The following is a 26,401-nucleotide window of genomic DNA, read 5'->3' on the forward strand; positions in this document are numbered from 1 at the left end:
CGAGGCCGACGACGACGTCGTCGCCGAAGCGCGATCGGCGATCGAGGCCGTCACCGCGTCGTTGCGGCAACGGACCCGCCCGATCGGGGTGAGCTACCGCGTCAACGGCCGCCCGCTGCCGTTGGGCAACGCCGCGATCGGCGTGTGCAACCCCGTCGCCCCGCCGATCGTCGTGCAGCACGAGGGCGACGGGCGCTGCTGGAGCGAGTTCGTCCTCGGCTCGGCCTACGAGGGTCCGCCCAAACTGGTGCACGGCGGCGTCAGCGCGCTGGTGCTCGACCACATGCTCGGTGAGGCGGCCAGCGAGGGGCTGTCGAAGGCGCGCTTCACCGGGACCATCACCGTGAAATATCTGCGCGGCACCCGGTTGGGGCCGCTTCGCTGCGAGGCGTGGGTCGACGGCAAGGAGGGTCGCAAAGTCTTTGCGCGCGGGACCATTTCGGATTCCGAAGGCGTCACCGTCGAGGCCGAGGGCGTTTTCATCGAGCCGGCCTGGGCGCAGGAGGCACAGTGAAGTTCTACATCAGCAGCGCCTTCCTGAACACGCGGGAGATCATCGAGCTCGCCAAGGCGGCCGACGAACTCGGCTACGACGGGATCGGCATTCCGGACCACGTCGTCAACCTGGAGACGTTGGACACCCCGTACCCGTACACCAAAGACGGGGAACGACGCTGGCAGCCCTTCACCGACTGGCCCGATCCCTGGGTGCTCGTCGGTGCGCTCGCCCAGGTCACCACCCGGCTGCGGTTCGTCAACACCGTCTACATTCCCGCGATGCGCAACCCCTACTCGGCGGCGAAAGCCATTGGCACCGCGGCGGTTCTGGCGTCGGGCCGGGTGGAGCTGGGCATCGGCGTGGGCTGGTGCCGCGAGGAATTCGCTTTGATGGGTGAGCGATTCGAGGCCCGCGGCAAGCGCACCGATGAGATCATCGAGCTGATGCGGGCGCTGTGGGCGCCGGGGTGGACGGAGTTCGAGGGCGAGTTCTATCAGGCGCCGCGGCTGGAGATGCAGCCCACTCCGCCGCCGATACCGGTGTATGTCGGTGGCCTCAGCGACATCGCGCTGCGCCGCGCCGCCCGCAACGACGGCTGGATCGGCGATCTGATCAACACCGAGCGGGCCCTCGACGCGATCGGCCGGCTGCGGGAGATGCGCGCAGAAAAAGGTTTGACCATGGACGATTTCACCGTCCTGACGCCGCTGACCGACGCGTTCACCACCGCCGACTATCGGCGAGCGGAGGCCGGTGGTATCACCGGCATCATCACGATGCCCTGGATGTTCTACGCCGGGCCCGACGCCAGCCTGGACGACAAGATCGACGGCATGCAGCGCTTCCGCAAGGATCTATCGCTCGACGGCTAGGGCTGCTCGCGGGGGGACGGGCTTGTGGCCGTCGACGTCCATGTGTCGATGTCGGAGGGGTACATCGTCGATGGCGCTCCAATTCTGACTCGGCACGGAACGATAGAGCTAGGCTGCCGGTGTGAATCTGGAGAAGGTGGTTTTTGGTTTCTTTGTGATGCTGGCCGCGACCTTGAACTTCGGTTTCTTCGTCGGCGACGTCGGGGATCCCACGCTGCACAACTCCTGGGAGCTCTTCCTTGCTCTTGTCGTCGCCCTCATCACCACGGTCCTGAAGTTCGGTGACCGCACCCAGCTGGGTGCGGTCCACCTCTCGGCCAGTCTCGTCGCGCTGCTCCAGCTCATTGCCGCGACGGCGATGTGGGTGTTTGCCACCCAGGTGTCCGTCGCCGGACTGGACCGGCATGCGACCGCGAGTGTGGTGTCCCTGTCGGGCGGGGCGTTGCTGGCCAATATCGTGTCCGTCACCCTGCTCGTGGTCGAGACCGCGTCGTTCCGGCGCCGGTAGTCGATGTCGAACTTGCTGTACCTGTTTCCGCTGTGGACCCGACGGCGGCTGAAACCGCGGCGCAAGCCGATCAGCGTTCCGACGGCGGTACCGACCACCGATGTGATCTTCCTCTTCATGCGGCGCATGCGGGCGCCGCTGATCGTCGTGATCACGATTTTCAGCTTCTGTACCGCCGGGCTGATGTTCATGCCGGGCGTCGACGCGCATGGAAACCCATACCGGCTGACCGTCTTCGATGCCTTCTACCAGATGACCATCACGTTGACGACGGTCGGCTACAGCGAACTACCCGGCGCCTTCAGTTACCCGCAGCGGATGTGGCTGTCGCTGTCGATTTACCTGGTCGTGGTCAGCTGGGCCTACGCCATCGGGGTCTTCTTCTCCGTGATCCAGGACGTCGCTTTCCGGGATGCGATCGCGGCCCAGCGGTTCCGCCGTCGGGTCCGCCGGATGGTTGAGCCCTTTTTCGTCGTCGCCGGTTACGGAGATGCCGGCCGCACCGTCGGCTCCGAGCTCGACGAACGGCGGCGTCGGTTCGTCGTCATCGACAAGCAGAACGCCAAGGTCCAGTCGGTGATATCCGAGCAGCTTAGTTTTGACGTCCCCGCGGTCGAGGGCGACTGCGCCATACCGTCGATGCTGGGCGTGGCCGGGCTGGCGCATCGCGATTGTGAAGGTGTTCTCGCCCTGACCAACGACGACGACGCAAACCTCGCCGTCGTGATGACGGTATCGCTGCTGCGGCCTGAAGTGCCCGTCCTCGCCCGTTGCAGCGACCACCGAATCCAGGCTTGGATGGAACACTTCTCCCCGGCCGCCGTCATCAACCCCGACGATCGGTTTGGCGACTACCTCGCACTGTCGATCCACCGGCCGGTCAATCATCAGCTGCTGCGCTGGCTGATGGACAACGACCAAGCAGAGTTGCCGCCGGTGCGCGGCGGCCTTGCCGCCGGCCGTTGGGTTGTGTGCGCCGAGGCCGATTTCGGGCACGATCTCGTCAGTACTCTCGCTGCCATCGGGGTCACCGTGGAACTCGCCGACCCGGCCGGCCGCGAAGTAGACGTCTCGGATGCCGTCGGATTCGTCGCGGGCACCCGCAACGACACCGCCAATATCGCCATGGCCGAGCGGGCTCGGCTTGCCAATCCCGACGTTTACCTCGTCGTCCGCCAGCAGACGAGCGTCAACACGGCCCTGCTCGACGCCGTGCAGATCGACTCGGTGTACATCGCGACCGAACTCGTCGCCCGTGAGGTCCTCGCCCGCATTCTCACCCCGGTGTTTTGGAGCTTCGTTGAACATGCCTTCGGGCGCGACGAGCGGTGGGCCACCGAAGTGCGTGAGCACGTGCGGGATCGCTGCGGCCGGCGCACACCCGAGCGTGCCGCCATCGCCCTCTCCGCTGCGCAGGCCCCGGCCATCGCGGACTGGTTACGGCGCGGGCACACCCTGACAATAGGAGACCTCATGCGCCGGCCCGATGACCGCGACGCTGGGCTGCCGCTGGCCGCGCTGGTCCTCGTCCGTGACGGCGAGCCGCGGTTCATGCCGGCCTCGAATACCCCCCTCGCCCTCGACGACCTGGTGCTCCTCGTGGGTAAGCCCGACGGGTTGTCCCAGGCGCAAGAGATCTGCCACTATCCGGCCACCGTGGAGTACCTGGCGACCGGCCACGACGTCGCCTTGACATGGGTGTGGGGGCGGCTCACCTCTCGGCGCCGCACCAGGACGACCTGAGCGGATCACCGCGGCACAGTGCAGCAATCGCTTGGTGTGATCGCGGCGCGGGGTGGCTTCGGCCGGCGAGCAGACGCTGAATCGCACTCAACCGTGGCGGTTGGTGCGTTTCTGCGTCTGCTCGCGGGGGGACTAGCGCCTAAACGTCGTAGTACAGCGCGAATTCGTAGGGGTGCGGCCGGATCTGGACCGGCAGGATCTCGTTCTCGCGCTTGAAGTTGATCCACGTCTCGATCAGGTCGGGCGTGAAAACGCCGCCCTCGGTGAGATATTCGTGGTCTTCTTCCAGCCGGTCGATCACCGCGGACAGCTGCGTGGGCGCCTGCGGGATGTTGGCGGCCTCCTCGGGCGGCAGCTCGTAGAGGTCCTTGTCGACCGGCGCCTGCGGCTCGATCTTGTTCTTGATGCCGTCCAGGCCGGCCATCAGCATGGCCGAGAACGCCAGGTACGGGTTGCCCGAGGAGTCGGGGCAACGGAATTCGAGCCGCTTGGCCTTCGGGTTGGTGCCGGTGATCGGGATCCGCACACACGCCGAGCGGTTGCGCTGGCTGTAGACCAGGTTGATCGGCGCCTCGTAGCCGGGCACCAGCCGCTTGTAGGAGTTCACCGTCGGGTTGGTGAACGCCAGCAGCGACGGCGCGTGGTGCAGCAGGCCGCCGATGTAGTGCCGCGCGGTGTCCGACAGGCCGGCGTAGCCCATCTCGTCGTACATCAGCGGGCTGCCGTCTTTCCACAGCGACTGGTGAGTGTGCATGCCGGATCCGTTGTCACCGAACAGCGGCTTGGGCATGAACGTGACGGTCTTGCCGTTGGCCCACGCCGTGTTCTTGACGATGTACTTGTAGAGCATCATGTCGTCGGCCGCGTGCAGCAGCGTGTTGAACTTGTAGTTGATCTCGGCCTGGCCGCCGGTGCCCACCTCGTGGTGACCCTTCTCCAGGCTGAAGCCGTTCGCGATCAGGTTGGACAGCATCTTGTCGCGCAGGTCGACGTAGTGATCGACGGGGGCGACGGGGAAGTAGCCCCCCTTGGGGCGGACCTTGTAACCGCGGTTGGGGCTGCCGTCGAGTTCGTTCGGCGAGCCGGTGTTCCACCACCCCGAGATCGCGTCGACCTCGTAGAAGGAGCCGTTGGTGCGCGAGTCGAAACTCACCGAGTCGAAGATGTAGAACTCGGCCTCGGCGCCGAAGTACGCGGTGTCGGCGACCCCGGTGCTGATCAGGTAGTTCTCCGCCTTGCGGGCGATGTTGCGCGGGTCGCGCGAGTAGGGCTCGAGGGTGAACGGGTCATGCACGAAGAAGTTCAGGTTCAGCGTCTTGGCTTCGCGGAACAGGTCGATGCGCGCGGTGTCCGGGTCGGGCAGCAGGAGCATGTCGGATTCGTGAATGGACTGGAATCCGCGAATAGACGAGCCGTCGAAAGCCAAGCCGTCCTCAAAAACGCTCTCGTCGAAAAACGAAATCGGAATTGTGAAGTGCTGCATGATGCCGGGCAGGTCACAGAACCGGACGTCGACAAATTCGACGTTTTCGTCCTTCGCGAGTTTGAAGACGTCGTCGGGCGTCGTTTCCGTCACAGAATGCTCCTTTACTTTGTGAGATCCGCGGCCTGACGCTAGGGAGCAGATGTTGCCCGTCAGTCAACCCGATGTTGCGCGCACGTTACGTGACCATGCCCACACGCAAAAAGTGGCCGCCTCGGTGGCGGGTTCTATTGTGGGGCCATGGATCGCAAGATCGTATCTTTTCCGCTAACCGAGCGCACCGTTAGCCCGCCCTATCGGACCCGAACGACGGGGCATTCGGACCTCGGTCCGGGGCGATGATGCCGGAATCGCGATCCGCATACCCCGGCGAAAAGCTGGGATTGCCCCAGAATGGGCCGGGCTCGCTGGCGCCGATGGGACGCCGACTGGGCGCGCTGATGATCGATTGGCTGATCTCCTATGGCCTGGCGGCGCTGGCGATGCGGTTCGGCCTGTACCCCCAACCGGCGATCTCCACGGCGGTGCTGGTGATCTGGTTCGTGCTGGGTGTGGTCTCGGTGCGATTGTTCGGCTTCACGCCCGGGCAGCTGGCGCTGCGTCTGCAGGTGGTGACGGTGGACGGGCGTGGGCTGGTCGGCACGGGCCGCGCGGTGGTGCGCGGCCTGCTCGTCGGGACGGTCGTCCCGGCGTTGTTCACCGACTGGGACGGCCGCGGGCTGCAGGATCGGCTGACCGCGACGGCCGTGGTACGTCGCTGAATCCGCTGGCGCTGATGGCGGCGACCCGCTGCGCCCGGCTTCGCCGCGCTTGCGATCGCCGGGCTGATGGCGGCGACCCGCTGCGCCCGGCTTCGCCGCGCTTGCGATCGCCGCTACTTGCGGCGCACCGTGCGCTGCACACCGCGCATCTTGCCCGCATTGGGTAGGGGTCCCTTGGGCATGACGGCGGCCCCGGCCCGCGTCCCCAGCGCGGCCAGCCGCGACTCCAGCGTGTCCATCTGCTTGACGCTGATGTTGGCCGGCAACCGGGTGAGATGACGCTCCAGTTTGGCCAGGGGCACCTCGTCCTCGCCGTTGCCGACGATGATGTCGTAGATCGGCACTTCCCCGATCAGGCGGGCGGTGCGCTTCTTCTCCTGCGCCAGCAGCGGGCGCAACCGGGTCGCCGACCCCTCGCCGACCAGGATCACGCCCGGCCGGCCGAGGACCCGGTGCACGGCGTCGAAATGGCCGGTCGCGGCCACCCCCGGCGTCACCCGCCACTTGCCGCGCAGGTTGTCCAATGCCCATGCCGCCGCCCCGGTTTGGCCCTCGGCCTTGCGGTAGACGGACTTCTGGGCGCGGCGCCCGAAGATGATGAAGGCGACCAGCGCGCCCAGCACCACGCCGAGCGGGATCAAGGTGATCATCGTCAGCCCGCCGGCCCATAGACCGACGCCCACCGAGATGCCCACAATCAGCACGAAGGCGCCGATCATGTACGGCAGCAGACGCTTGTCCTCCTGGCGCTGGAGGTTGAACGCCTGCCACAGCTGGGTGCGGCGCTCTCGCGCGGCAGCCTTGCGGGCAGCCTGCGCCTGCGCTCTGGCGGCCTTGTTCTCAGCGGCAGTGCGGGTTTTAGCCATAGTCAAAGAATACGTAGGGCCGCGGTGACTACCCTGCCGCGGCATCCGCGGCGCGGGCACCGGCGGCTTGCTGGTAAAGCCGACCGGCGCGATACGACGATCGCACCAGCGGCCCGGCCAGCACCCCGGAGAAGCCGAGCTGTTCGGCGTGCTGCGCGAACTCGACGAATTCCTCCGGCCTCACCCAGCGCTCGACGGGATGGTGACGCGCCGACGGGCGCAGGTATTGGGTGATGGTGATGATGTCGCAGCCGGCGTTACGCAGGTCGGCCAGCGCGGTGCGCACCTCGTCAGGGGTTTCACCCAGGCCGAGGATGAGGTTGCTCTTGGTGACCAGCCCGAAGTCGCGCGCCGCGGTGAGCACGTCCAGGCTGCGCTGGTAAGTGAAGGCGGGCCGGATGCGCTTGAAGATGCGCGGCACGGTTTCGACGTTGTGCGCCAACACTTCTGGATGTGTCCCGAACACCTCGGCGAGCCGGTCGGGCTCGCCGTTGAAGTCGGGTATCAACAGCTCGACGCCGGTCGACGGGTTGAGTTCCTTGATGGCGCGCACCGTCTCGGCGTACAACCAGGCGCCGCCGTCGGGCAGGTCGTCGCGGGCCACCCCGGTGACCGTGGCGTAGCGCAGCCCCATCGTGCGCACGCTCTCGGCCACCCGCCGGGGCTCGTCGCGGTCCAGCTTTGTCGGCTTGCCGGTGGCGATCTGGCAGAAGTCGCAGCGGCGGGTGCACTGTTCGCCGCCGATCAGGAAGGTGGCCTCGCGGTCCTCCCAGCATTCGAAGATGTTGGGGCAGCCGGCCTCCTCGCAGACCGTGTGCAGCCCCTCGCGCCGGACGAGGTTCTTGAGCTTGGTGTATTCGGGGCCCATCCGGGCCTGCACCTTGATCCACGGCGGCTTGCGCTCGATCGGCGTCTCCGCGTTGCGCACCTCCAGGCGCAAGAGCTTGCGTCCCTCGGGTACGTCAGTCACATCGCTGATGCTACGCGCGCGACGGGATGTTCACGGACCGGCAGGACCCCGTCGAGGGCATCGCAGACGGCGTCGGCGACGGTGGTCCGGATGTCGTCGACGGCCACCTGACGGCGCAATTCGGCCGACAACGACGTCACCCCGGCGTCGCTGATGCCGCACGGCACGATGGCACTGAAGGCGTTGAGATCACAATCACAGTTGAGCGCGAAGCCGTGCAGGGTGGTCGCGCGCGACACCCGCACGCCGATGGCGGCGACCTTGCGGTCGGGCCGGCCGTCGGTGCCCGGCACCCACACCCCGGATCGGCCCTGGACGCGGATCGTGTCCAGGCCCAGATCGCCACACACCTTGATCAGCGCTTCCTCGAGCCGCCGCACGTAGTTGACCACGTCGAGCGGTTCGGCCAGGCCGATGATCGGATAGCCGACCAACTGGCCGGGACCGTGCCAGGTGACCTTGCCGCCGCGGTCGGTGTCGACGACGGGAATGCCATCCGCCGGCCGCTCGTGCGGCTCGGTGCGCCGGCCCGCGGTGTACACCGGCGGGTGCTCCAGCAACAGCAACGTGTCGCTGCCGCCGGCGACCCGGGCGTCGGCAAGGTCGCGCTGCTGCTGCCAGGCCACGCGGTAGTCGACGGTTGCGAGCTGGCGGACGTCGATCAAGGACGGGCTGGATCGGATGGAATCGATCACGTTCGCGACGGTACTCGGCCTGCGGACACCTGGCCCAATCCGGTGGCGCCGGCGGCGCCGCTACGGCTGTTGCGGCGACCCGCTGCGCCCGGCTGCGCCGCGCTGGCGATCGCACGCTGTCTCGCTGGACCTCACAACTAGTCGTGCTCGCGCCGGGCGGTGGCGTAGCCGAGCGCCTCGCCAATGGTGTTGTGGTGGAACGTAAATCCGGCCCGTTCCAGCGCCGACGGGATGGCGCGCTGCCCCGTCAGCAGCCCTTCGTCGGCGAACTCTCCCAGCGCGGCCCGGACGACGAAACCGGGCATCATCAACGGCGTCGGGCGGTTGACCGCCCGCCCGAACGCGGTGGTGAATTCGGCGTTGGTCACCGGCGCGGGTCCGGTCATGTTCACCGGGCCGGACAGCGCGGGGTTCGAAATCGCGAACAGCAGCGCTCGCACCTCGTCTTCCAGCGTGATCCACGACATGTATTGCCGCCCACTGCCGAGCCGCGCCCCGAGGCCTGTGCGGAACAGCGGCCGCAACCGCCCCAGCGCGCCACCCGCGGGGGAGAACACCAGTCCGGTGCGGGCCAGCACCACCCGAGCACCGCCGTATTGGGCCGGCAGCGTGGCGGCTTCCCAGTCTTCGCACAGCCGGGCCAGGAAACCGCTTCCGGCACGGTCGTTTTCGTCGACCACGCGGTCTTTGGTGTTTCCGTAGAAGCCCACCGCGCTGGCATTGACCAGGGTCGCCACGCCGGCGTCGGCGACCGCGTGCGCCAGAACTTCGGTGGGGGTGATGCGGCTGTCCCGCAGACGCTGCTTGAAGGCGCCCGACCACCGGCGCTTGCCGATGTTGACACCGCACAGGTTGACGACGGCGTCGACGTCGCTCAGCGTGTCGGGATCGAGATCGCCGCTCTCGGGATTCCAGTGCACCTCGTCGCCGTTCGCCGGTGTCCGGCGCACAATGCGCAGCACCCGGTGATCGGCGGCACGCAGGGCCGCGGCGAGGGCGGATCCGATCAGGCCGGACGACCCCGCGATCGCGACGATGGACTTCTGACCAGCGCGAGCTACGTTCACCGTCCTTCTCAGAGCCCCAGGTCGGCCTCGAACGCCCCCTCTTCGAGCCGGTGCTTGATGGTGGTCAGGAAGCGCCCGGCGTCCGCGCCGTCGATGAGCCGGTGGTCATAGGTCAGCGGGAGGTAGCAAATCGAGCGGACACCGATCGACTCGTTGCCGAACTCGTCCACGATCACCCGGGGGCGTTTGACGATCGCGCCGGTGCCCAGCATGGCGGCCTGCGGCGGAACCAGGATCGGGGTGTCGAACAGCGCGCCCTGGCTGCCGATGTTGGTGATCGTGAAGGTACCGCCGGACAGCTCGTCGGGCTTCAGGTTGCCCGACCTGGCGCGCGCGGCGATGTCGGCGATCGCCCTGGCCACCCCGGCCAGCGACAGGTCGCCGGCGTTGTGCACGACGGGGGAGAGCAGTCCCTGTTCGGTATCGACCGCGAAGCCGAGGTGCTCGGCGTCGTAGTAGGTGATCTCCTTGGTTTCCTCGTTGTAGCTCGCGTTCACGTTCGGGTGGATCTTGAGGGCGTCGATCACCGCGCGGGCGATGAACGACAAGAAGGTCAAGTTCACGCCTTCACGCTCGGCGAACGCCGCCTTGGCCCGGGCCCGCAACCCGACCAGCTTCGTCATGTCGACCTCGTGAGTCTGGGTGAGTTGGGCTGTGGCCTGCAGGGATTCGCGAGTCTTGTTGGCGGTGATCTGGCGGATCCGGCTGGCCTTCTGGGTGGTGCCCCGCAGGTTCGCCAGCGCCGGCGCCGGGGTGGGCGCGGGAGCCGCCTTACGCCCCTCGGCGGCCGCGGGGGCCGGCGCGGGGGCGGGGGCCTTGTCGGCCTGCTGCTTGCGCTCGGCGGCGGCCAGCACGTCTTGCTTGCGGATGCGACCGCCCACCCCGGTGCCGGTGACCGAGGTTAGGTCAATGTTGTTCTCGGCGGCCAGTTTTCGCACCAGCGGCGTGACATAGGGGGTGCCGTCGGTGCTCGCGTCTGTCGCCTGCGCCGGCGGCTGGGTCGGCGCCGGTGGCGCTTGCGGCTCCGGTTGAGCCTTCGGCGGCGGTGCGGGGGCCGGGGTGGGTTCGGGCTTCGGCTGCGCCTGGGGCGGGGCCGCCGGTTGGGGCGTGGGTTCGGCTTTGGGCGCGGGCGGTGGCTGGGGAGCGGCCGGGGCGGGGGCGGGGGCCTCGGAACCGCTGCCGATGCGCGCCAACTCGCCGCCGACGGGCACGGTGGCGTCTTCCTCGGCGGTGATGCTGATCAGCACACCGGCCACCGGTGACGGGATCTCGGTGTCGACCTTGTCGGTGGACACCTCGACCAGCGCGTCGTCGACCTGGACCGAATCGCCGACCTTCTTGAGCCAGCGGGTCACGGTGCCCTCGGTGACCGACTCGCCGAGTTCCGGCATCAACACCGGGGTCGCGTCGCCGCCCCCGGAGCTCTGCCTGGCGGGCTGGGGCTCCGGCTGGGCCGTGGCTTGGGGCTGCGGCTCGGGCTCGGGCTGCGGCTCGGGCTGCGGTTGCGTCTCGGGCTGGGCGGGCGGCGCGGACTGCGCCTGCGGCGCCGGCTCGCTGGGCGCCTGCGATCCGCCGTCCTCCGCCGCGTCGCCGATGACGGCCAGCTCGCCGCCCACCTCGACGGTGTCGTCTTCCCGGGCGACGATCTTGGTCAGCACACCCGCGGCCGGCGACGGGATTTCGGTGTCGACCTTGTCGGTCGACACCTCGACGAGCGGCTCGTCGAGTTCAACCGTGTCGCCTTCCTGCTTGAGCCAGCGGGTGACCGTCCCCTCGGTGACGCTCTCACCGAGTGCCGGCATCTGGACGGAGAAGGCCATCGTTTTTGACTCCTCGATCGCTCGTGGGTCGGGGCGGGTCGTTCAGGTCGCTTGCGGAAGGCGAAGTAGCAATCCAAAACTATCCTGTCACTGCGGCTTCGTCGGCACACATCCAGGGCAGATCCCACTCGGCTGAGCCGTGTGACCGTGATCATGCTTGCTACGGTGTGGCCACTGCAGCCAGAGCGGGGAGGTCCGATGCCGCCACCACAACAGTTACCCCAGCATTTCGTCGACAGCGCTGACGGCGCGCGCATCGCGGTCTACGAGGAGGGCAACCCGGAGGGCCCCGCGGTGGTGCTGGTGCACGGCTTCCCCGACTCGCACGTGCTGTGGGACGGCGTCGTCCCGCTGCTGGCCGAGCGGTTCCGGATCATCCGCTACGACAACCGCGGCGTCGGTGAGTCCTCGGTACCCAAGCCGGTGTCGGCCTACAGCATGGACCGCTTCGCCGACGACTTCGCCGCGGTGACCGGCGAGCTGAGCCCGGGCCGGCCCGTGCACGTGCTGGCCCACGACTGGGGCTCGGTGGGCGTGTGGCACTACCTCAAGCGCCCCGGCGCCGACGACCGGGTCGCCACGTTCACGTCGGTGTCCGGGCCCGCTCAAGACCAGCTGGTCGACTACATCTTCAGCGGCCTGCGGGCGCCCTGGCGCCCCCGCGCCTTCGTCCGGGCGATCAGCCAGGCGCTGCGGTTCACGTACATGCTGCTGTTCTCGATCCCGCTGCTCGCCCCGTTGTTCCTGCGGCTGACCCTGTCGATCCCGGCGCTGCGGCGCAACGCGGTCGACAACATTCCCGTCGAGCTGATCCATCACTCCGACAAGCTCGCGAGAGACGCCGCCCGGTCGGTGAAAACCTATCCCGCCAACTACTTTCGCTCGTTCTCCGGGCGCGGGCAGGGGGTCGCGGTCATCGACGTGCCGGTGCAGCTGATCGTCAACACCAAAGACAAGTACGTACGGCCCTACGGTTACGACCACACCCCGCGGTTCGTGCCGCGACTGTGGCGCCGCGACATCCGGGCCGGTCACTTCTCCCCGATGTCGCACCCGCAGGTGATGGCGGCGGCGGTGCACGACTTCGCCGACCTGGCCGAGGGCAAACCGCCCAGCCGCGCGCTGCTGCGCGCGCAGGTGGGACGCCCCCGCGGGTCGTTCGGCGACACCCTGGTGTCGGTCAGCGGCGCCGGCAGTGGGATCGGCCGCGAAACCGCGTTCGCGTTCGCGCGCGAAGGCGCCGAGCTGGTCATCAGCGATATCGACGAAGCCGCCGTCAAGGCCACCGCCGCCGAGATCGCCACCCGGGGCGGCGTCGCCCACTCCTACGTGCTCGACGTGTCCGACGCCCAGGCGGTGGAGGCGTTCGCCGAGCGGGTCAGCACCGAGCACGGCGTGCCCGACATCGTCGTCAACAACGCCGGTATCGGGCAGGCGGGGGGATTCCTGGACACCCCGGCCGAGCAGTTCGACCGGGTGCTCGACGTCAACCTGGGCGGCGTGGTGAACGGCTGCCGGTCGTTCGGGCGGCGGCTGGTGGAGCGCGGCACCGGCGGCTACATCGTCAACGTGTCGTCGATGGCCGCCTACGCCCCGCTGCAGTCGCTGAACGCCTACTGCACGTCGAAGGCGGCGACCTACATGTTCTCGGACTGCCTGCGTGCCGAACTCGACGCCGCCGACGTGGGGCTGACCACGATCTGCCCCGGCGTCATCGACACGAACATCATCAACACCACCCGATTCGACGCGCCCGCGGGCAAGCAAGCCGACGCCGTCGACGGCCGCCGCGGGCAGCTGGGCAAGATGTTCGCGCTGCGGCGCTACGGCCCCGACAAGGTCGCCGACGCGATCCTGTCATCGGTCAAGAAGAAGAAGCCGATTCGCCCGGTCGCACCGGAAGCCTATGCGCTGTACGGGCTTTCGCGTGTGGCGCCGCAGGGCTTGCGTAACGCCGCGCGGATGCGGGTGATCTGAGGCGGGCTAGGCGCCCGGCGCGGCCGACCCGCGGCGCCCCGTCAGCAACGTCGCACCGATCGCGATGACCCCGAGGACGGCCAGCGGGATGGTCCATGCCCGCCGGTCACCCACCGACGACTGGCACTGCGCGACATAGTCGGTGTGCGGAACGATCTGGTTGAGGATCGGGATGTTCGCCACGCTGCTGTTGTTCGCGTCTCTGGCCGCGGACAGATCGGTCGCCACCGCGTTCCCGCATCCGATCGAGTGGCCATTGCTGTCCGACACCGACACCGGCGCCAGCAGGCCGATGACCCCGGCCAGTAACAGCACGGCGCCCACGCCGATGATCAACCGTCGCGCCGTCATGGTTTCGCCTTTCGCCTTCGGGATTTCGACCGCTAGGGAGATTAGCCGCGGTGCACCGCCGGTAAACCCCGACGGATACAGCGCCCGGTTCGTGGGTATCCCGCCGCGGTAGCCGTGCGGGGAAAGGAATTGTGGTGATCACAGCGACGCGAGAGGTACGCGTCCCGCGTGAGCGGGTGTGGGAGGTGCTTGCGCAGGGCTGGACCTACACCCAGTGGGTGGTGGGTAACAGCCGCATGCGGGCCGTGGATCCGAACTGGCCGGAAGCCGGCTCCTCGATCAGGCATTCGATCGGAATCTGGCCGCTGGTGGTCAACGACGCGACGATCGTTGAGGAGAGCGAACCGCCGCACAAGCTGGTGCTGTGTGCCCGCCTGGGGCCGCTGGGTGCCGCGCGGATCACGATGCTGCTGCACGAGACGCCGCAGGGGTGCCGGGTCGAAATGATCGAAGTGCCGGTCGAAGGCGCGATGGGGTTCGTCCCCGATTCGATTGCGTTGGCCGCGGCCTACCCGCGTAACAAGGAGTGCCTGTTGCGGCTGGCGGCCGTGGCGGAGCGCTTGGAGCCGAGCCAGGTGAAGTGACCGTGCGCGACACCGCCGACGCGGTCGTCATCGGGGCGGGGCATCACGGTCTGGTCGCCGCCTCGATGCTGGCCGACGCTGGGTGGGACGTGCTGGTGCTGGAAGCCCAGCCGGAGCCGGGCGGCGCGGTACGCAGCGCCGAGCTGACGCCGGGCTACATCACCGACCTGTTCAGCTCCTACTACCCGATGACGGTGGCCTCACCCGCGATCGCGGCGCTGCGGCTCGAGGACCACGGGCTGCTGTGGTCACACGCGCCGGCGGTGGTGGGCCATCCGCGCAGCGGCGCCGACGACGATCCGCCCATCATCTACCACGACCCGGCGCGCACCGCAGCGGAATTCGCACGCCGGGAACCCGCCGACGGCGAAAACTGGTGGCGCATCGTGGAGTTGTGGCAGCGCATCAAGTCGCCGCTGCTCGATGCCATGCTGGCGCCCTTCCCGCCCGTGCGGCCGTTGCTGCGGCTGCTGGCCAAACTCGGTACGTCCGAAGCGATTCGGGTCGCGCGGCTGCTGGTGCAACCGGCGAACACCATGGCCAGCGAGTTGTTTGCCGGGGAGGCGCCGCGAGTACTGTTGTTGGGCAACGCAATGCACGCCGACGCTCCGCCCGACGCGCCGATCAGCGGCGCCATGGGGTTCCTGATGACGATGCTGGCCCAGGACTGCGGCTGGCCGGTGCCCGTCGGGGGTTCGGGTCAGCTCACGGCCGCCTTGGTCGGCCGCGCCCGCTCGGCGGGCGCGCGAATCGAGTGCAACGAGAACGTTTCCCGCATCGAGGTGCGGGGTGGCCGGGCGGTCGGGGTGACGACGGCCCAGGGGCGCACGGTGCGGGCGCGGCGGGCGATCGTGGCCGACGTGACCGCGCCGCGGCTGTTTTGCGACATGCTGCCCGCGGACGCGGTGCCGCCCAGGGTGCGGGGCGACCTCGAGCACTTTGTGTGGGATCCGCCGGTGGTCAAGGTGAACTATGCGCTGCGGGGGCCCGTCCCCTGGCGGGCGCAGGGTCTGCACGGGGTGGGCACCGTCCATCTGGGAGCCGACGGCGACGGGCTGGTGCGCTGGATGGCCGACCTGAACACCCGGACGGTGCCGCAGCATCCGTTCATGCTGTTGGGCCAAACCACCACAGCGGATCCGACCCGGTCGCCGGCGGGCACCGAAAGCGTCTGGGCCTACACGCATTTGCCACGCAACATCGCCGACGACGCGTCGGCCGAGCGGCTCGCCGAATCGGTGGACCGGGTCATCGAGGAGCACGCGCCGGGCTTCGGTGCGGCGGTGATCGATCGATTCGTGCAACGTCCGTCGGACCTGGAGGCCAGCGACGCCAACCTGCACCTGGGCGCGCTCAACGGCGGCACCGCGCAACTTCAGCAGATGCTGATCTTTCGCCCCACGGCCGGGATGGGCCGGGCCGAAACCCCGGTCGAGGGGCTGTATCTGGGCAGCGCGTCGGCCACGCCGGGCGGTTCCGTGCACGGCGCCTGTGGGCGCAATGCGGCCAACGCCGCCCTGGCCGCCAACGGGGTCACCGGCTGGCCGCGCCGCAGGCTGACCCGCGCGGCGATGTCGCTGCTGACGAAGTAGCCTGCGGGCTAGCCCTTTTCGGCGATGTCTTCCAGCACCGCGAACATGGTGCGGGTCGGTACGCCGGTGGCGCCCTTGGGGGAGTATCCCCACGGGCCGCCGGTGTTGTAGGCCGGGCCGGCCACGTCGATGTGCGCCCAGCTCACGCCGTCGGCGACGAACTCGCGCAGGAACACCCCCGCGACCAGCATGCCGGCGAAGCGCTGCCCGCTGATGTTCGACAGGTCGGCCACCGTGGACTTCAGGTCTTCCTTGAGTTCGTCGGGCAGCGGCATCGGCCAACCGTTCTCCCCGACGCGCTGCGAGATCGCGGCGACCCGGTCGCGGAACTCGTCGCTGCCCATCACCCCCGGAATCCGGCTGCCCAGCGCCACCGTCTGCGCGCCGGTCAGCGTGGACGTCTCGATCAGGTAATCCGGGTTGTCCTCGCAGGCCCGCACGATGGCGTCGGCCAGGATGAGCCGGCCCTCGGCGTCGGTGTTCTGCACCTCGACGGTGATGCCGCCGTATTGGGTCAGCACGTCGCCGGGGCGCTGCGCCGTCGCCGACGGCATGTTCTCGGCCATCGGCACGGTGGCGATCACGTCGATCGGCAACTTCAGCTGCGCGGCCAACGCGACGGTCGCAATCACCGCGGCGGCCCCACCCATGTCCGAGGTCATGTGATGCATGCCGGCCGCAGGCTTGATCGAGATGCCGCCGGTGTCGAACGTGACGCCCTTGCCGACCAGCGCCACCCGCTTGGCCTGCTTGGATTTCTTGGCCAGCTTCGAACCCCGGTGGGTCAGCCGGACCAGCCGCGGCGGACGCGACGACCCCTGGCCGACGCCGATGATCCCGCCGTAGCCGCCCTTCTGCAGCGCCCTGTCGTCGAGCACCTCGACCTCGAGGCCCACGGACTCACCCAAAGCCCTTGCGCGCTGGGCGAATTCATCGGGAAACAGGTGACTCGGCGGGGTGTTGACGAGGTCACGCGCGGTGGCGACCGCGGTCGCGACGGCCGCGCCGTGCACAGCCTGCGCCTTGGCGTCCTTCCCGGTGGCGAGCACCGTGATCTTGCCCAGCCCTTTGTCTTTGGGCGCCGTCTTGGCGCTGCGGAAGTCGGTGAACCGGTAGCCGCCCAGGATCAGGCCCTCGACGGCGGCCGAGGCGACACCCTCGCCGGGCAATTCGGCCAGCGTGGTGAACACGGTCTCGGCGCTGCCGAGCGAGCGCGCGGCCGCACCGGCGGCGCGACGGATCGCGTCGGTGGGCCACTCGGGTCGCGGCTTACCCAGACCGATCGTCAGCACGCTGGACACCGGCAGCGACGGCACCACCAGCCGGTGCACCTGGTCGGCGCCGCCGGTGGCCTCCAGCGCGCGCAGGCCGGATTCGATCTCGGCGACCGCGCCGGAGGACAGGAACGGCCCGGCCGACGCAACCGCCGCGCCGGGCTTGTCGTCGTCGCCGGTCGAGACGACGGGCACGATCAACACGGTGGACGCGGCGGCGCGACGGGGCAGCGAGGAGGCGACACTGACAGCGGGGGAGGCGTAACCGGGTTCTGTGCTCATCCGCATCACCCTAACGGGCCGCCCGTTGCGGCTGATTAGGGTGAAGAGTCGTGAGCAACGAAGCCGATCTTCTGCATGGACCCTTAGAAGACCGTCACCGCGAGCTGGGTGCCAGCTTCGCCGAGTTCGGCGGCTGGCTGATGCCGGTGTCGTATGCGGGCACCGTCAGCGAACACAACGCAACCCGCAACACGGTCGGTCTCTTCGACGTCAGCCACCTGGGCAAGGCGCTGGTGCGCGGGCCGGGCGCCGCGCGGTTCGTCAACTCCGCGTTCACCAATGACCTGAACCGCGTCGGGCCGGGCAAGGCTCAATACACCCTGTGCTGCACCGAATCCGGTGGAGTCGTCGATGACCTGATCGCCTACTACGTCGACGACGACGAGGTCTTTCTGGTGCCCAACGCCGCCAACACCGCCGCCGTCGTCGAGGCGCTACAGGCAGCCGCCGAGGCCGGCTCGGGGGCCGGGCTGAGCATCACCAACCTGCATCGCTCCTACGCGGTGCTGGCCGTGCAGGGCCCGCGATCGGCCGACGTGCTCGGCGAGCTGGGCCTTCCCACCGGCATGGATTACATGGCCTACGCCGACACCGAGTTTTCCGGGGTACCGGTGCGGGTCTGCCGCACCGGCTACACCGGTGAGCACGGCTACGAGCTGCTGCCGCCGTGGGAATCCGCCGGTGTGGTGTTCGACGCCCTGGCCGCGGCGGTCAGCGCGGCCGGCGGCGAGCCGGCCGGACTGGGCGCCCGCGACACGCTGCGCACCGAGATGGGCTACCCGCTGCACGGACACGAACTGTCACTCGACATTTCCCCACTGCAGGCCCGCTGCGGCTGGGCGATCGGCTGGAAGAAGGACGCGTTCTTCGGCCGCGACGCACTGGTGGCCGAGAAGGAGGCGGGGCCGCGGCGGCTGCTGCGCGGGCTGCGGATGCTCGGCCGCGGCGTGCTGCGCGCCGGGCAGACGGTGCTCGCCGGCGACACCCCGGTCGGGGTGACCACCTCGGGCACCTTCTCCCCGACGCTGCAGGCCGGCATCGCGCTGGCGCTGATCGACACCGACGCCGGAGTCGAGGACGGCCAGCAAATCACCGTCGACCTCCGCGGTCGTCCCGCCGCATGCGAAGTCGTGCGCCCGCCCTTCGTCGCGGTGAAAACCCGCTAGCCGCTCCGCTCGCGCGGGCGAAATCCGATTCGGCAGGCGGATATACAATCAGCGCATGACCAGTGGCTCCCTCGAGTTCACGGTTTCGCGCTCGACAAATCCGGCGACCGACACCGAACGCGAAACCATCCTGGCCGAGCCGGGTTTCGGCAGATACTTCACCGACCACATGGTGTCGATCGATTACGACGAGACCGCCGCGGGTCAGGGCTGGCACGATGCGCGTGTCATCCCGTACGGCCCGATCGAGCTCGACCCGTCGGCGCTCGTGCTGCACTACGCGCAGGAAATCTTCGAAGGGCTCAAGGCTTACCGCTGGGCGGACGGCTCCATCGTGTCGTTCCGCGCCGAGGCCAATGCCGCCCGGCTGCAGACGTCCGCGCGGCGGTTGGCGATTCCGGAACTCCCCCAAGAGCTGTTCATGGAATCGCTGCGCCAGCTCATCGCGGTCGACAGCGCGTGGGTCCCGGCCGCCGGCGGGGAAGAGGCGCTGTACTTGCGCCCGTTCGTCATCGCCACCGAGCCCGGGCTGGGCGTGCGGCCCTCCAAGCGGTACCGCTACCTGCTGATCGCCTCCCCGGCCGGGGCGTATTTCAAGGGCGGCATCAGCCCCGTCACGGTCTGGGTGTCGACGGAGTACGTGCGGGCCAGCCCCGGCGGCACCGGCGCGGCGAAGTTCGGCGGTAACTACGCCGCCTCGCTCTCCGCCCAGGCCGAAGCGGCGGCCAACGATTGCGACCAGGTGGTGTGGCTGGACGCCGTCGAGCGACGCTTCGTCGAAGAGATGGGCGGGATGAACATTTTCTTCGTGTTCGGCAGCGGCGGATCGGCGCGGCTGGTCACCCCGGAGCTGTCCGGCTCGCTGCTGCCCGGGATCACGCGAAATTCCTTGCTGCAGTTGGCTATTGACGCCGGATTCTCCGTCGAGGAACGCAAGATCGATATCGACGAGTGGCAAAAGAAGGCCGCCGCCGGGGAGATCACCGAGGTGTTCGCCTGTGGCACCGCCGCGGTTATCACGCCGGTCTCGCACGTGAAGTACGGCGACGCCGAGTTCACCATCGCCGATGGTCAACCCGGCGAAGTGACGATGGCGTTGCGCGACACGCTGACCGGGATCCAGCGAGGCACCTTCGCCGACACCCACGGCTGGATGGCCCGGCTCGGATAGCGCGGCTTGGCGCCACTGTGACGCTGCAGTCATGTTGGCCGGCGAACGTGACGGCAGCGTCACGTTCGAGGCGCGCTACAAGCGCACCAGGCCCGCGAGCGCCACCGCGCACACCGTCGTCGTCAGCTCGATCGCGGCGCCCAGCACATCGCCGGTGATGCCGCCGAACCGACGCGCACAGTGCCGCACCAGCACCGCGCCGCAGCCCAGGCCCAGCAGCACGGCGACCGGCCCGTGCCACGGCCGCGGGCCGGCCGTCAGCGAAATCGCAAGCAGCACCGCGACCCAGGCCGTCACCACCGCCGTCGGCTGACTTCCGGCGACCGCGGCTCCCAGGGCGCTGCCCTCGGCCGCGGGCACCGAGCGGTGACCGGCCAGTACCGCGGTGACCCGGCCGGCGAAGACCGCCACCGCGATCCCGACGACGCCGTGAACCGCTGACCCCGCCGTTCCCGCGCCCAGCGCCGAGAACGCCAGCCCCTGCAACATCACCACCACGACGACGGCGGCCACCCCGAACGGCCCGGTCGATCCCTCGCGCATCACCGCCAGCGCCCGCTGCCGCGTGCCATAGCAGCCCAGGCCGTCGGCGGTATCGGCGACACCGTCGACGTGCAGGCCGCGTGTCACCAGCAGCAGCGCCGTGACCGCGAGCAGCCCGGGCAGCGGGCCGGACCGGCCGAAGGCCAGCTCCCCGCCCCAGGTCACGGCCGCGGCCAACATTCCCAAGACCGCACCCACCACCGGCAGCGCCGTCATGGCGCCGCGGCCCATCGGCGCGGTCCGGGTGCCCGGCACGGGCAGCACCGTCCCGAACGCGAAAGCCGTTGCTAGCGAACGGATCACGACGCGGGAGGGGCTTGCTCGGTGCGGTTGGACACGCCGGCCTGGGTGAAGGTCGCCATCGACGACAGGGCGGCCACCGCGGCACGCAGGACCGGCAGCGCCAGCGCGGCTCCGGTTCCCTCGCCCAGCCGCATGCGCAGGTCGAGAATCGGCTCCAAATCCAGCGCCGTCAGCGCCAGCCCATGACCAGGCTCGGTGGACCGGTGACCGGCCTGCCACCACATCCGGGCACCGGGAGCCAGGTGCTCGGCCACCAGCGCCGCCGCCGTCACCGCTATGCCGTCGAGCAGCAGCGGCGTGCGCCTGACCGCGGACTGCGCGCAAAAGCCCGCCATCGCGGCCAGATCCGCGCCGCCGGCGCAGCGAAGCAGTGCGACCGGATCGGGCAGCACCTGCCGCGCACGAAACAGGGCGTCGCGCACCGCGGCGGTCTTGCGTCCCCACCCGGCGTCATCGATCCCGGTCCCGAAGCCCACCACCACGACCGGCTCGGCATTCGTCAACGCCGCCACCAAAACCGCTGCGGCCGTGGTATTTCCGATGCCCATATCGCCGGCGATCAGCAGGTCGGCGCCGGCGTCGACCTCCTCGTCGGCGATGGCCGCGCCGGCGGCGAGCGCCCGCGCGGTCTCGTCGTCGGTCAACGCGTCCCGCACGGCGATGTCGCCGCTCCCGCGCCGCACCTTGTGGGCGCCGATCTGCTGCGTCAGCGGGTCGGCGTCGACGGCCAGATCCGCGACGCGCACGCCCGCCCCGGCGAGGCCGGCCAGCGCGTTGATGGCGGCCCCGCCGGCAGCGAAGTTGGCGACCATCTGAGCCGTCACCTCCGGCGGGTAAGCCGACACCCCCGACCGGGCGACGCCGTGGTCACCGGCAAACACCACCACCCGGGCGCGCTCGAATTGTCTTGGCGGGCATTGCCCCTGGCACGACGCGATCCACACCGACAGGTCCTCGAGGCGGCCCAGCGCGCCCCGCGGCTTGGTGAGGGTGTCCTGGCGTGCGCGGGCGGCGGCGGCGACGCCCACGTCCGGCGGCGACACGGGGGCGAATTCCATCAGGCCCCCGACGGCTTGATCGGCACCGCCTGCCCGGCCACCACCAGCACCACCCGATCGCACAACCCGGCCAGGCGCTGGTTGAGGCCGCCGAGCTCGTCGGCGAACCGGCGCCCGGACGCGGTGGCCGGCACGACGGTCAACCCGACTTCCGGGCTGACGAGCACCAGCGTGGAGGTGAAGTCGCCGACCGCGGCCAGCACGTCCTCGACCGGAGCCGCCACCGAGCCACCCTCCCACGCGTTGTCGCGGTCCATCGCGCCGGTCAGCCAGGTGCCGAGATCGTCGACCAGCGTGGGCGTGTCCGGGGACCGGCGCAATTGGGTTGCGATGTCCCCGGTTTCGATCGTCGACCAATGCGCCGGCCGGCGGTTGCGGTGCGCGGCGACCCGGCGCGCCCAGGCCGCGTCGTCGTGACCGGCCGGCCCGGGGGCCAGGTAATGAACCGGCTGGCCGGCCGGCAACCCCGTGGCGACGGCTTCCTCCGCCCACCGTGACTTGCCTGACCTGATCCCGCCGAGCACCAGGGTGCGCACCGGCGTCAGCCGGCTTTCAGGCGAGAACTATTCGACACTGGCGCCATGCTTGACCTGGGGCCGCGGCGCCCGCAGCCGGCGCATCTGGGAGGCCCGGCCGGCGGCGTAAAGGCCTAGCTTCCAACGGCTTTCGGTGTTGTTCGGGAACTTCACGTCGACCAGTTTGCTGACTTTGCGGCCCAGGATGAGGCCGTCGACGCTCATCACGGCCATCAGCGCCAGCATCGCCGGAGACACCCAGAGCTGCAGTTGCGGGACGCCGAACATGACAAACATCAAAAACAGGGTCGACGGCATGAACAGGCCCAGCAGATTGCGCCGGGAATCCACCACATCGCGCACGTAGCGCCGGAGGGGGCCCTGGTCGCGCGGCAGCAGGTAGCCCTCTTCGCCGGCCATCATGCGCGCCCGGCGATCCGACATGCGCGCACGGTTGGCGGTCTTGCCGGCGCGGCGCTCCTCGCGGCTGAGCTTGGGGCCGGCCAGCGATTTGCGCCGGGCCCGCGCCTCCGACGAGGTCATGGGTGCGGGTGCGACGGGACCCTTCTTCGCGTTCCGCCGCGCCTGGTTGCGCTTAGGCGTGGGGCGGCCCTTGGGCCCGGTCCGGCGGGCGGTGGCGTCCGCAGCAACGTCCGATGCGGCCGACGCAGCCAAGCTTTCGTCGAGGTCCTCGTCCTGGCCTTTCTTACGGCCCAACAGCTTCACAGTGGCCAGGTTACTTCGCGGATGTCCCGCGCCGGAATTCGCCTGGAATGCCTTGCTATTAGACCTGCGTTAGTGCCGCACTTGGCCCTAGTCTTACACGTGATGAACGGCTGCCTTTGATGGACGACGGGTCGATGGCCTCGGATGATGCTGCCCTCGGCCTGGCACCCGGCCGTCTTCAGCTCCCCGCGATGCAAGTTCTGGTGGCCCCGGACTGCTACGCCGACAGCATGTCGGCCCTGGAGGCCTCTGCCGCCATCGCGACCGGTTGGACCCGGTCGCGCCCCGGGGACCGGTTCATCGTCGCGCCCCAGTCCGACGGCGGGCCCGGCTTCGTGGAGGTGCTGGCCAGCCGGCTGGGGGAGACGCGGCGACTGCGGGTGTCGGGGCCGCTAAAAGCCATGGTGGAAGCCGAGTGGGTCTTCGATCGCGCTGCGGCGACCGCGTACCTGGAGTGCGCCCAAGCCTGCGGCCTGACCCTGATCGGCGGTCGACCCACCCCGGAGACCGCCATGGCGGCCCACAGCAAAGGCGTGGGGCAGCTGATCGCCGAGGCGCTTCGGGTGGGGGCGACGCGGATCGTCGTCGGACTAGGCGGCAGCGCGTGCACCGACGGCGGGCAGGCCATGATCGCCGAGTTGGGCGGCCTGGACACCGCGCGCCGCCAACTGGGCAACGTGGAGCTGATCGCGGCCTCCGACACCGAATACCCCATGTTGGGTCCGTGGGGGGCCGCCCGGGTGTTCGGGCCGCAGAAGGGCGCCGACACGGCCACCGTCGCGGCACTGGAGGTTCGGCTGCAGGCGTGGGCGCTCATCTTGGAAGCGGTCGCCGGACGCGACGTGAGCGCCGAGCCGGGCGCGGGGGCCGCCGGCGGCATCGGCGCCGGGCTGCTGGCGCTCGGCGGGCGGTGTGAGTCCGGAGCCGCGATCATCGCCGAACACACACGGTTGTCCGACGACCTCGACACGGCGGAGTTGATCGTCACCGGGGAGGGCCGCTTCGACGAGCAGTCCCTGCACGGCAAGGTGGTGGGCTTCCTGGCCGACGCGGCCCGACCGCGGGGGATCCCGGTGGTGGTGCTGGCCGGGCAGGTCGATTTGGACAACGCGACTGTGCGCTCGTCGGGCATCATGGCCGCGTTGTCCATTGCCGAGCACGCCGGATCGGTGCGGCTGGCGCAGGCCGACGCGGCCAATCAGCTGATGGGCCTGGCATCTGTGGTGGCGGCGCGACTCGGGAATAGCGGGCCCGCAAGGTACCGTTAACGGTGTGGACTTTCCGGCAGTCCGGGCCGCTTGGCGCAAGTCGGCGGTATCGGGCTTGATCGGGTCCACCCACCAATGAGGCATGTAGGAGAAGCAATGACGGTGCAAAACGAGTCGAACGCCAAGACCCACAGCGTGATCTTGACTGAGGCCGCCGCCACCAAGGCGAAGTCCCTGCTGGACCAAGAGGGACGCGACGACCTGGCGCTGCGCATCGCGGTCCAGCCGGGCGGGTGCGCTGGGCTGCGCTACAACCTCTTCTTCGACGACCGGGTGCTGGATGGTGACCTGATCGCGGAGTTCGGGGGCGTGAGCCTGAGGGTGGACCGGATGAGCGCGCCCTACGTCGAAGGCGCGTCCATCGACTTCGTGGACTCCATCGAAAAGCAGGGTTTCACCATCGACAACCCCAACGCCGGCGGGTCGTGCGCCTGCGGCGACTCGTTCAACTGATTTCACCGCGAGACTGCGACTGGCGACGCATTGCCTGAGTAGGGCCGTCGGCAGTTGCAGTCTCGCGGCAAGAAAAGCTCAGTACGAGCCCCCGGTGCGCAGCACGTACGAGCACACCATGATCTGGCCACGCTGAAAAAGCAGCTGTGCGATGCCCTGCACCTGCCCGCGCATCGGGCCCCCGCTTACCGGCGACACCCGCATGGTGAACAACGCCTGAGCCTGGTATTGCGACAGGTACACGATCTTGTCGATCGAGGTGATTTCGATCTCGGAGAACTGTTTGCGGAATGCGTCGCTGCTGAGCTTCGCCAACGCCTGGTCGGCTCGCTTGTCCTGGACGGCGTCATAGAGGCCGCATAGCGCGTTGCGGGCGATCTCGTTGATGTCGCGGTGTTCGAGCGCGTCCAGGTACCCCTGAATCGCCGTCTTCGCCGCGCCCTCGGAGAACGTCGTGCCGGTATTGGCCCCGTTGGTGCGCACCCCGTAGACGATGGCCACGGTCATCACCGCGACGAGCACGATGGCCAGCGCGACGCCGACGATCAGCCGCCGCTTGGACCGCGGCGGCGGATATGGCGACGGCGCAGGTGGCGGCCCGCCATAATTGGCGGAAGGGGGTCCCGCCTGCGGACCTGGGGTGAAGCCCGGGCTGCCCGCGTGGGGGTCATCGGGGAATTCGAGTGGCCGGGATTCGCGTGGGGGCTCATGTCCGCTCGGTCCGCCGCTGCCGCCGCCGACAGGGTGGTTCGGCGAGTGCGGGCCTGCCATCGTGGTTCTCCTACGGTGGTAGACGGGATTGCAAGCGGGTTGCGGCCCGAGCATGGTGATCCCGACGACGTGAGTGAGTTACTGGGAGGCTAGCGCAGACTGTGCGACGACCGTGCGCGCGGCGATGGCCAAGACGCGTGAGTAAGCTAGCTAACCTTACTAACGAAGGATGGAGATTTCGTGACGATCGCGGTGACAGGTTCGATTGCGACCGACAATCTGATGCGGTTCCCCGGCCGGTTTTCCGAGCACCTGCTGGCCGAGCACCTGCAGAAGGTGTCCCTGAGCTTTCTGGTCGACGACTTGGTGATTCACCGCGGCGGCGTGGCGGGCAACATCGCGTTTGCCATCGGGGTGCTGGGCGGCGATGTGGCGCTGATCGGCGCGGCCGGTGACGATTTCGGCGAGTACCGCGAATGGCTACAGGGCCACGGCGTCAATTGCGACCACGTGCTGATCTCGAAGACCGCGCACACCGCACGTTTCGTGTGCACCACCGACCTGGACATGGCCCAGATCGCGTCCTTCTATCCCGGCGCCATGTCCGAAGCCCGCAACATCAAGCTCGCCGACGTCGCGTCGTCCGTGGGCGAGCCGGACCTGGTGATCATCGGGGCCAACGACCCGGACGCGATGGTGGTGCATACCGAGGAGTGCCGCAAGCTCGGCCTGCCGTTCGCCGCCGACCCGTCCCAGCAGTTGCCCCGCCTGTCCGGGGAAGAGATCGACAAGCTGGTCGACGGCGCTGCCTACCTGTTCACCAACGACTACGAGTGGGAGCTGATGCTCTCCAAGACCGGCTGGTCAGACGCCGATGTGCAGAAGAAGGTGGGCCTGCGGGTGACGACGCTCGGCGCCAAGGGCGTCGACATCGTCGAGAGGGACGGGACCACCACGCACGTCGGCGTGGTGCCCGAGACCAGCCAGACCGACCCCACCGGCGTCGGCGACGCGTTCCGCGCCGGTTTCCTCACCGGGCGTAGCGCCGGGCTGAACCTCGAGCGCTCGGCTCAGCTGGGTTCGCTGGTCGCGGTGCTGGTGCTGGAGTCGACCGGAACCCAGGAGTGGGTGTGGGACCACGAG

26 protein-coding genes are annotated in these 26,401 nt (G+C 69.1%); 13 read left to right on the forward strand and 13 right to left on the reverse strand.

Annotated features, from left to right (window positions below; translation table 11 throughout):
• The 4 genes from Q0W90_RS11765 to Q0W90_RS11780 form a co-directional block, all read left to right on the forward strand.
• The coding region (locus tag Q0W90_RS11765; RefSeq protein ID WP_297774647.1) for a PaaI family thioesterase at positions 1 to 514 on the forward strand (514 nt) is incomplete at its 5' end.
• Entirely contained in the window at positions 511 to 1,371 is an 861-nt protein-coding gene (locus Q0W90_RS11770; protein ID WP_297700788.1) for a TIGR03619 family F420-dependent LLM class oxidoreductase, read from the forward strand. The genes Q0W90_RS11765 and Q0W90_RS11770, both read left to right, overlap by 4 nt.
• A 121-nt stretch (positions 1,372 to 1,492) precedes the next feature.
• A complete protein-coding gene (locus Q0W90_RS11775) occupies positions 1,493 to 1,879 on the forward strand; it encodes a DUF6394 family protein (protein ID WP_297700790.1) in 387 nt (128 codons plus the stop codon).
• Between the two features lie 3 nt (positions 1,880 to 1,882).
• Positions 1,883 to 3,622, forward strand: a complete 1,740-nt coding sequence (locus Q0W90_RS11780; RefSeq protein ID WP_297774650.1) for an NAD-binding protein — start codon at positions 1,883 to 1,885, stop codon at positions 3,620 to 3,622.
• Positions 3,623 to 3,761: 139 nt separating this feature from the next.
• Here Q0W90_RS11780 and glnA read toward each other — a convergent pair whose 3' ends face one another.
• Complete coding sequence (glnA, locus tag Q0W90_RS11785) at positions 3,762 to 5,198, reverse strand: type I glutamate--ammonia ligase (RefSeq protein ID WP_297599674.1); 1,437 nt, start codon at positions 5,196 to 5,198, stop codon at positions 3,762 to 3,764.
• A 245-nt stretch (positions 5,199 to 5,443) separates the two neighbouring features.
• Here glnA and Q0W90_RS11790 point away from each other — a divergent pair, with 245 nt between their 5' ends.
• Entirely contained in the window at positions 5,444 to 5,866 is a 423-nt protein-coding gene (locus Q0W90_RS11790; protein WP_297599676.1) for an RDD family protein, read from the forward strand.
• A 113-nt stretch (positions 5,867 to 5,979) separates the two neighbouring features.
• Here Q0W90_RS11790 and Q0W90_RS11795 read toward each other — a convergent pair whose 3' ends face one another.
• The 5 genes from Q0W90_RS11795 to sucB form a co-directional block, all read right to left on the reverse strand.
• On the reverse strand, positions 5,980 to 6,732 hold the full coding sequence (locus Q0W90_RS11795; protein WP_297599678.1) for a DUF4191 domain-containing protein: 753 nt from the start codon (positions 6,730 to 6,732) through the stop codon (positions 5,980 to 5,982).
• 28 nt (positions 6,733 to 6,760) lie between these two features.
• Positions 6,761 to 7,702 (reverse strand): lipoyl synthase, encoded by a 942-nt coding sequence (gene lipA, locus Q0W90_RS11800; RefSeq protein ID WP_297599680.1) that lies wholly within the window; start codon positions 7,700 to 7,702, stop codon positions 6,761 to 6,763.
• Positions 7,699 to 8,397, reverse strand: a complete 699-nt coding sequence (gene lipB, locus Q0W90_RS11805) for a lipoyl(octanoyl) transferase LipB (protein ID WP_297599682.1) — start codon at positions 8,395 to 8,397, stop codon at positions 7,699 to 7,701. The genes lipA and lipB overlap by 4 nt, the downstream gene beginning before the upstream one ends.
• 137 nt (positions 8,398 to 8,534) lie before the next feature.
• Positions 8,535 to 9,464 carry a TIGR01777 family oxidoreductase gene (locus tag Q0W90_RS11810; RefSeq protein ID WP_297699432.1) on the reverse strand — a complete coding sequence of 310 codons (930 nt, stop codon included), beginning with the start codon at positions 9,462 to 9,464 and terminating at the stop codon, positions 8,535 to 8,537.
• 8 nt (positions 9,465 to 9,472) lie between these two features.
• The gene (sucB, locus tag Q0W90_RS11815; protein ID WP_297699434.1) at positions 9,473 to 11,284 is read right to left on the reverse strand and encodes a 2-oxoglutarate dehydrogenase, E2 component, dihydrolipoamide succinyltransferase; all 1,812 of its coding nucleotides are present in this window, start codon (positions 11,282 to 11,284) and stop codon (positions 9,473 to 9,475) included.
• Positions 11,285 to 11,482: 198 nt separating this feature from the next.
• Between sucB and Q0W90_RS11820 the strand changes: the two genes are divergently transcribed.
• Positions 11,483 to 13,261, forward strand: coding sequence for an SDR family oxidoreductase (locus Q0W90_RS11820; protein WP_297774654.1), 1,779 nt, complete (start codon positions 11,483 to 11,485; stop codon positions 13,259 to 13,261).
• Between the two features lie 6 nt (positions 13,262 to 13,267).
• Here Q0W90_RS11820 and Q0W90_RS11825 read toward each other — a convergent pair whose 3' ends face one another.
• On the reverse strand, positions 13,268 to 13,612 hold the full coding sequence (locus Q0W90_RS11825) for an aminopeptidase (RefSeq protein ID WP_297599690.1): 345 nt from the start codon (positions 13,610 to 13,612) through the stop codon (positions 13,268 to 13,270).
• Positions 13,613 to 13,746: 134 nt separating this feature from the next.
• Between Q0W90_RS11825 and Q0W90_RS11830 the strand changes: the two genes are divergently transcribed.
• Positions 13,747 to 14,196 (forward strand): SRPBCC family protein, encoded by a 450-nt coding sequence (locus Q0W90_RS11830; protein ID WP_297599693.1) that lies wholly within the window; start codon positions 13,747 to 13,749, stop codon positions 14,194 to 14,196.
• Positions 14,193 to 15,788 (forward strand): NAD(P)/FAD-dependent oxidoreductase, encoded by a 1,596-nt coding sequence (locus Q0W90_RS11835; protein ID WP_297699436.1) that lies wholly within the window; start codon positions 14,193 to 14,195, stop codon positions 15,786 to 15,788. Before Q0W90_RS11830 ends, Q0W90_RS11835 begins: the two co-directional genes overlap by 4 nt.
• A gap of 8 nt (positions 15,789 to 15,796) precedes the next feature.
• Here Q0W90_RS11835 and Q0W90_RS11840 read toward each other — a convergent pair whose 3' ends face one another.
• Complete coding sequence (locus tag Q0W90_RS11840) at positions 15,797 to 17,344, reverse strand: leucyl aminopeptidase (protein WP_297774657.1); 1,548 nt, start codon at positions 17,342 to 17,344, stop codon at positions 15,797 to 15,799.
• Between the two features lie 50 nt (positions 17,345 to 17,394).
• Here Q0W90_RS11840 and gcvT point away from each other — a divergent pair, with 50 nt between their 5' ends.
• A complete protein-coding gene (gcvT, locus tag Q0W90_RS11845) occupies positions 17,395 to 18,510 on the forward strand; it encodes a glycine cleavage system aminomethyltransferase GcvT (protein ID WP_297699439.1) in 1,116 nt (371 codons plus the stop codon).
• Positions 18,511 to 18,565: 55 nt separating this feature from the next.
• The gene (locus Q0W90_RS11850; RefSeq protein WP_297592944.1) at positions 18,566 to 19,681 is read left to right on the forward strand and encodes a branched-chain amino acid aminotransferase; all 1,116 of its coding nucleotides are present in this window, start codon (positions 18,566 to 18,568) and stop codon (positions 19,679 to 19,681) included.
• Between the two features lie 75 nt (positions 19,682 to 19,756).
• On the opposite strand, the gene Q0W90_RS11855 is transcribed toward Q0W90_RS11850, so the two are convergent.
• From Q0W90_RS11855 to Q0W90_RS11870, 4 genes are read right to left on the reverse strand one after another with little or no spacing between them, the layout of a single operon-like run.
• Entirely contained in the window at positions 19,757 to 20,527 is a 771-nt protein-coding gene (locus tag Q0W90_RS11855; RefSeq protein WP_297592942.1) for an adenosylcobinamide-GDP ribazoletransferase, read from the reverse strand.
• Complete coding sequence (gene cobT / locus Q0W90_RS11860) at positions 20,524 to 21,588, reverse strand: nicotinate-nucleotide--dimethylbenzimidazole phosphoribosyltransferase (RefSeq protein ID WP_297699445.1); 1,065 nt, start codon at positions 21,586 to 21,588, stop codon at positions 20,524 to 20,526. Before cobT ends, Q0W90_RS11855 begins: the two co-directional genes overlap by 4 nt.
• Complete coding sequence (locus tag Q0W90_RS11865) at positions 21,585 to 22,121, reverse strand: bifunctional adenosylcobinamide kinase/adenosylcobinamide-phosphate guanylyltransferase (RefSeq protein WP_297592940.1); 537 nt, start codon at positions 22,119 to 22,121, stop codon at positions 21,585 to 21,587. Before Q0W90_RS11865 ends, cobT begins: the two co-directional genes overlap by 4 nt.
• Positions 22,122 to 22,148: 27 nt before the next feature.
• A complete protein-coding gene (locus Q0W90_RS11870) occupies positions 22,149 to 22,775 on the reverse strand; it encodes a DUF3043 domain-containing protein (RefSeq protein WP_297592967.1) in 627 nt (208 codons plus the stop codon).
• A gap of 242 nt (positions 22,776 to 23,017) precedes the next feature.
• Between Q0W90_RS11870 and Q0W90_RS11875 the strand changes: the two genes are divergently transcribed.
• Positions 23,018 to 24,094 carry a glycerate kinase gene (locus Q0W90_RS11875; RefSeq protein ID WP_297592965.1) on the forward strand — a complete coding sequence of 359 codons (1,077 nt, stop codon included), beginning with the start codon at positions 23,018 to 23,020 and terminating at the stop codon, positions 24,092 to 24,094.
• A gap of 96 nt (positions 24,095 to 24,190) precedes the next feature.
• Entirely contained in the window at positions 24,191 to 24,547 is a 357-nt protein-coding gene (locus Q0W90_RS11880) for an iron-sulfur cluster assembly accessory protein (RefSeq protein ID WP_297592938.1), read from the forward strand.
• Positions 24,548 to 24,625: 78 nt separating this feature from the next.
• Here Q0W90_RS11880 and Q0W90_RS11885 read toward each other — a convergent pair whose 3' ends face one another.
• Complete coding sequence (locus Q0W90_RS11885) at positions 24,626 to 25,318, reverse strand: hypothetical protein (protein ID WP_297699441.1); 693 nt, start codon at positions 25,316 to 25,318, stop codon at positions 24,626 to 24,628.
• 180 nt (positions 25,319 to 25,498) lie between these two features.
• Between Q0W90_RS11885 and Q0W90_RS11890 the strand changes: the two genes are divergently transcribed.
• Positions 25,499 to 26,401 (forward strand): carbohydrate kinase family protein (locus tag Q0W90_RS11890; RefSeq protein ID WP_297774661.1); only part of this gene is annotated, 903 nt, incomplete at its 3' end.

The sequence above is a fragment of the Mycobacterium sp. genome (assembly GCF_025933915.1).
GTDB lineage: Bacteria > Actinomycetota > Actinomycetes > Mycobacteriales > Mycobacteriaceae > Mycobacterium.

Bases quoted from the DNA above. Each gene is read 5' to 3' on its own strand.
- Q0W90_RS11780 (WP_297774650.1), top strand. From the start codon at position 1,883: ATGTCGAACTTGCTGTACCTGTTTCCGCTGTGGACCCGACGGCGGCTG.
- Q0W90_RS11790 (WP_297599676.1), top strand. From the start codon at position 5,444: ATGATGCCGGAATCGCGATCCGCATACCCCGGCGAAAAGCTGGGATTG.
- Q0W90_RS11795 (WP_297599678.1), bottom strand. From the start codon at position 6,732: ATGGCTAAAACCCGCACTGCCGCTGAGAACAAGGCCGCCAGAGCGCAG.
- sucB (WP_297699434.1), bottom strand. From the start codon at position 11,284: ATGGCCTTCTCCGTCCAGATGCCGGCACTCGGTGAGAGCGTCACCGAG.
- Q0W90_RS11820 (WP_297774654.1), top strand. From the start codon at position 11,483: ATGCCGCCACCACAACAGTTACCCCAGCATTTCGTCGACAGCGCTGAC.
- Q0W90_RS11825 (WP_297599690.1), bottom strand. From the start codon at position 13,612: ATGACGGCGCGACGGTTGATCATCGGCGTGGGCGCCGTGCTGTTACTG.
- Q0W90_RS11840 (WP_297774657.1), bottom strand. From the start codon at position 17,344: ATGAGCACAGAACCCGGTTACGCCTCCCCCGCTGTCAGTGTCGCCTCC.
- Q0W90_RS11850 (WP_297592944.1), top strand. From the start codon at position 18,566: ATGACCAGTGGCTCCCTCGAGTTCACGGTTTCGCGCTCGACAAATCCG.
- Q0W90_RS11875 (WP_297592965.1), top strand. From the start codon at position 23,018: ATGCAAGTTCTGGTGGCCCCGGACTGCTACGCCGACAGCATGTCGGCC.
- Q0W90_RS11880 (WP_297592938.1), top strand. From the start codon at position 24,191: ATGACGGTGCAAAACGAGTCGAACGCCAAGACCCACAGCGTGATCTTG.
- Q0W90_RS11885 (WP_297699441.1), bottom strand. From the start codon at position 25,318: ATGGCAGGCCCGCACTCGCCGAACCACCCTGTCGGCGGCGGCAGCGGC.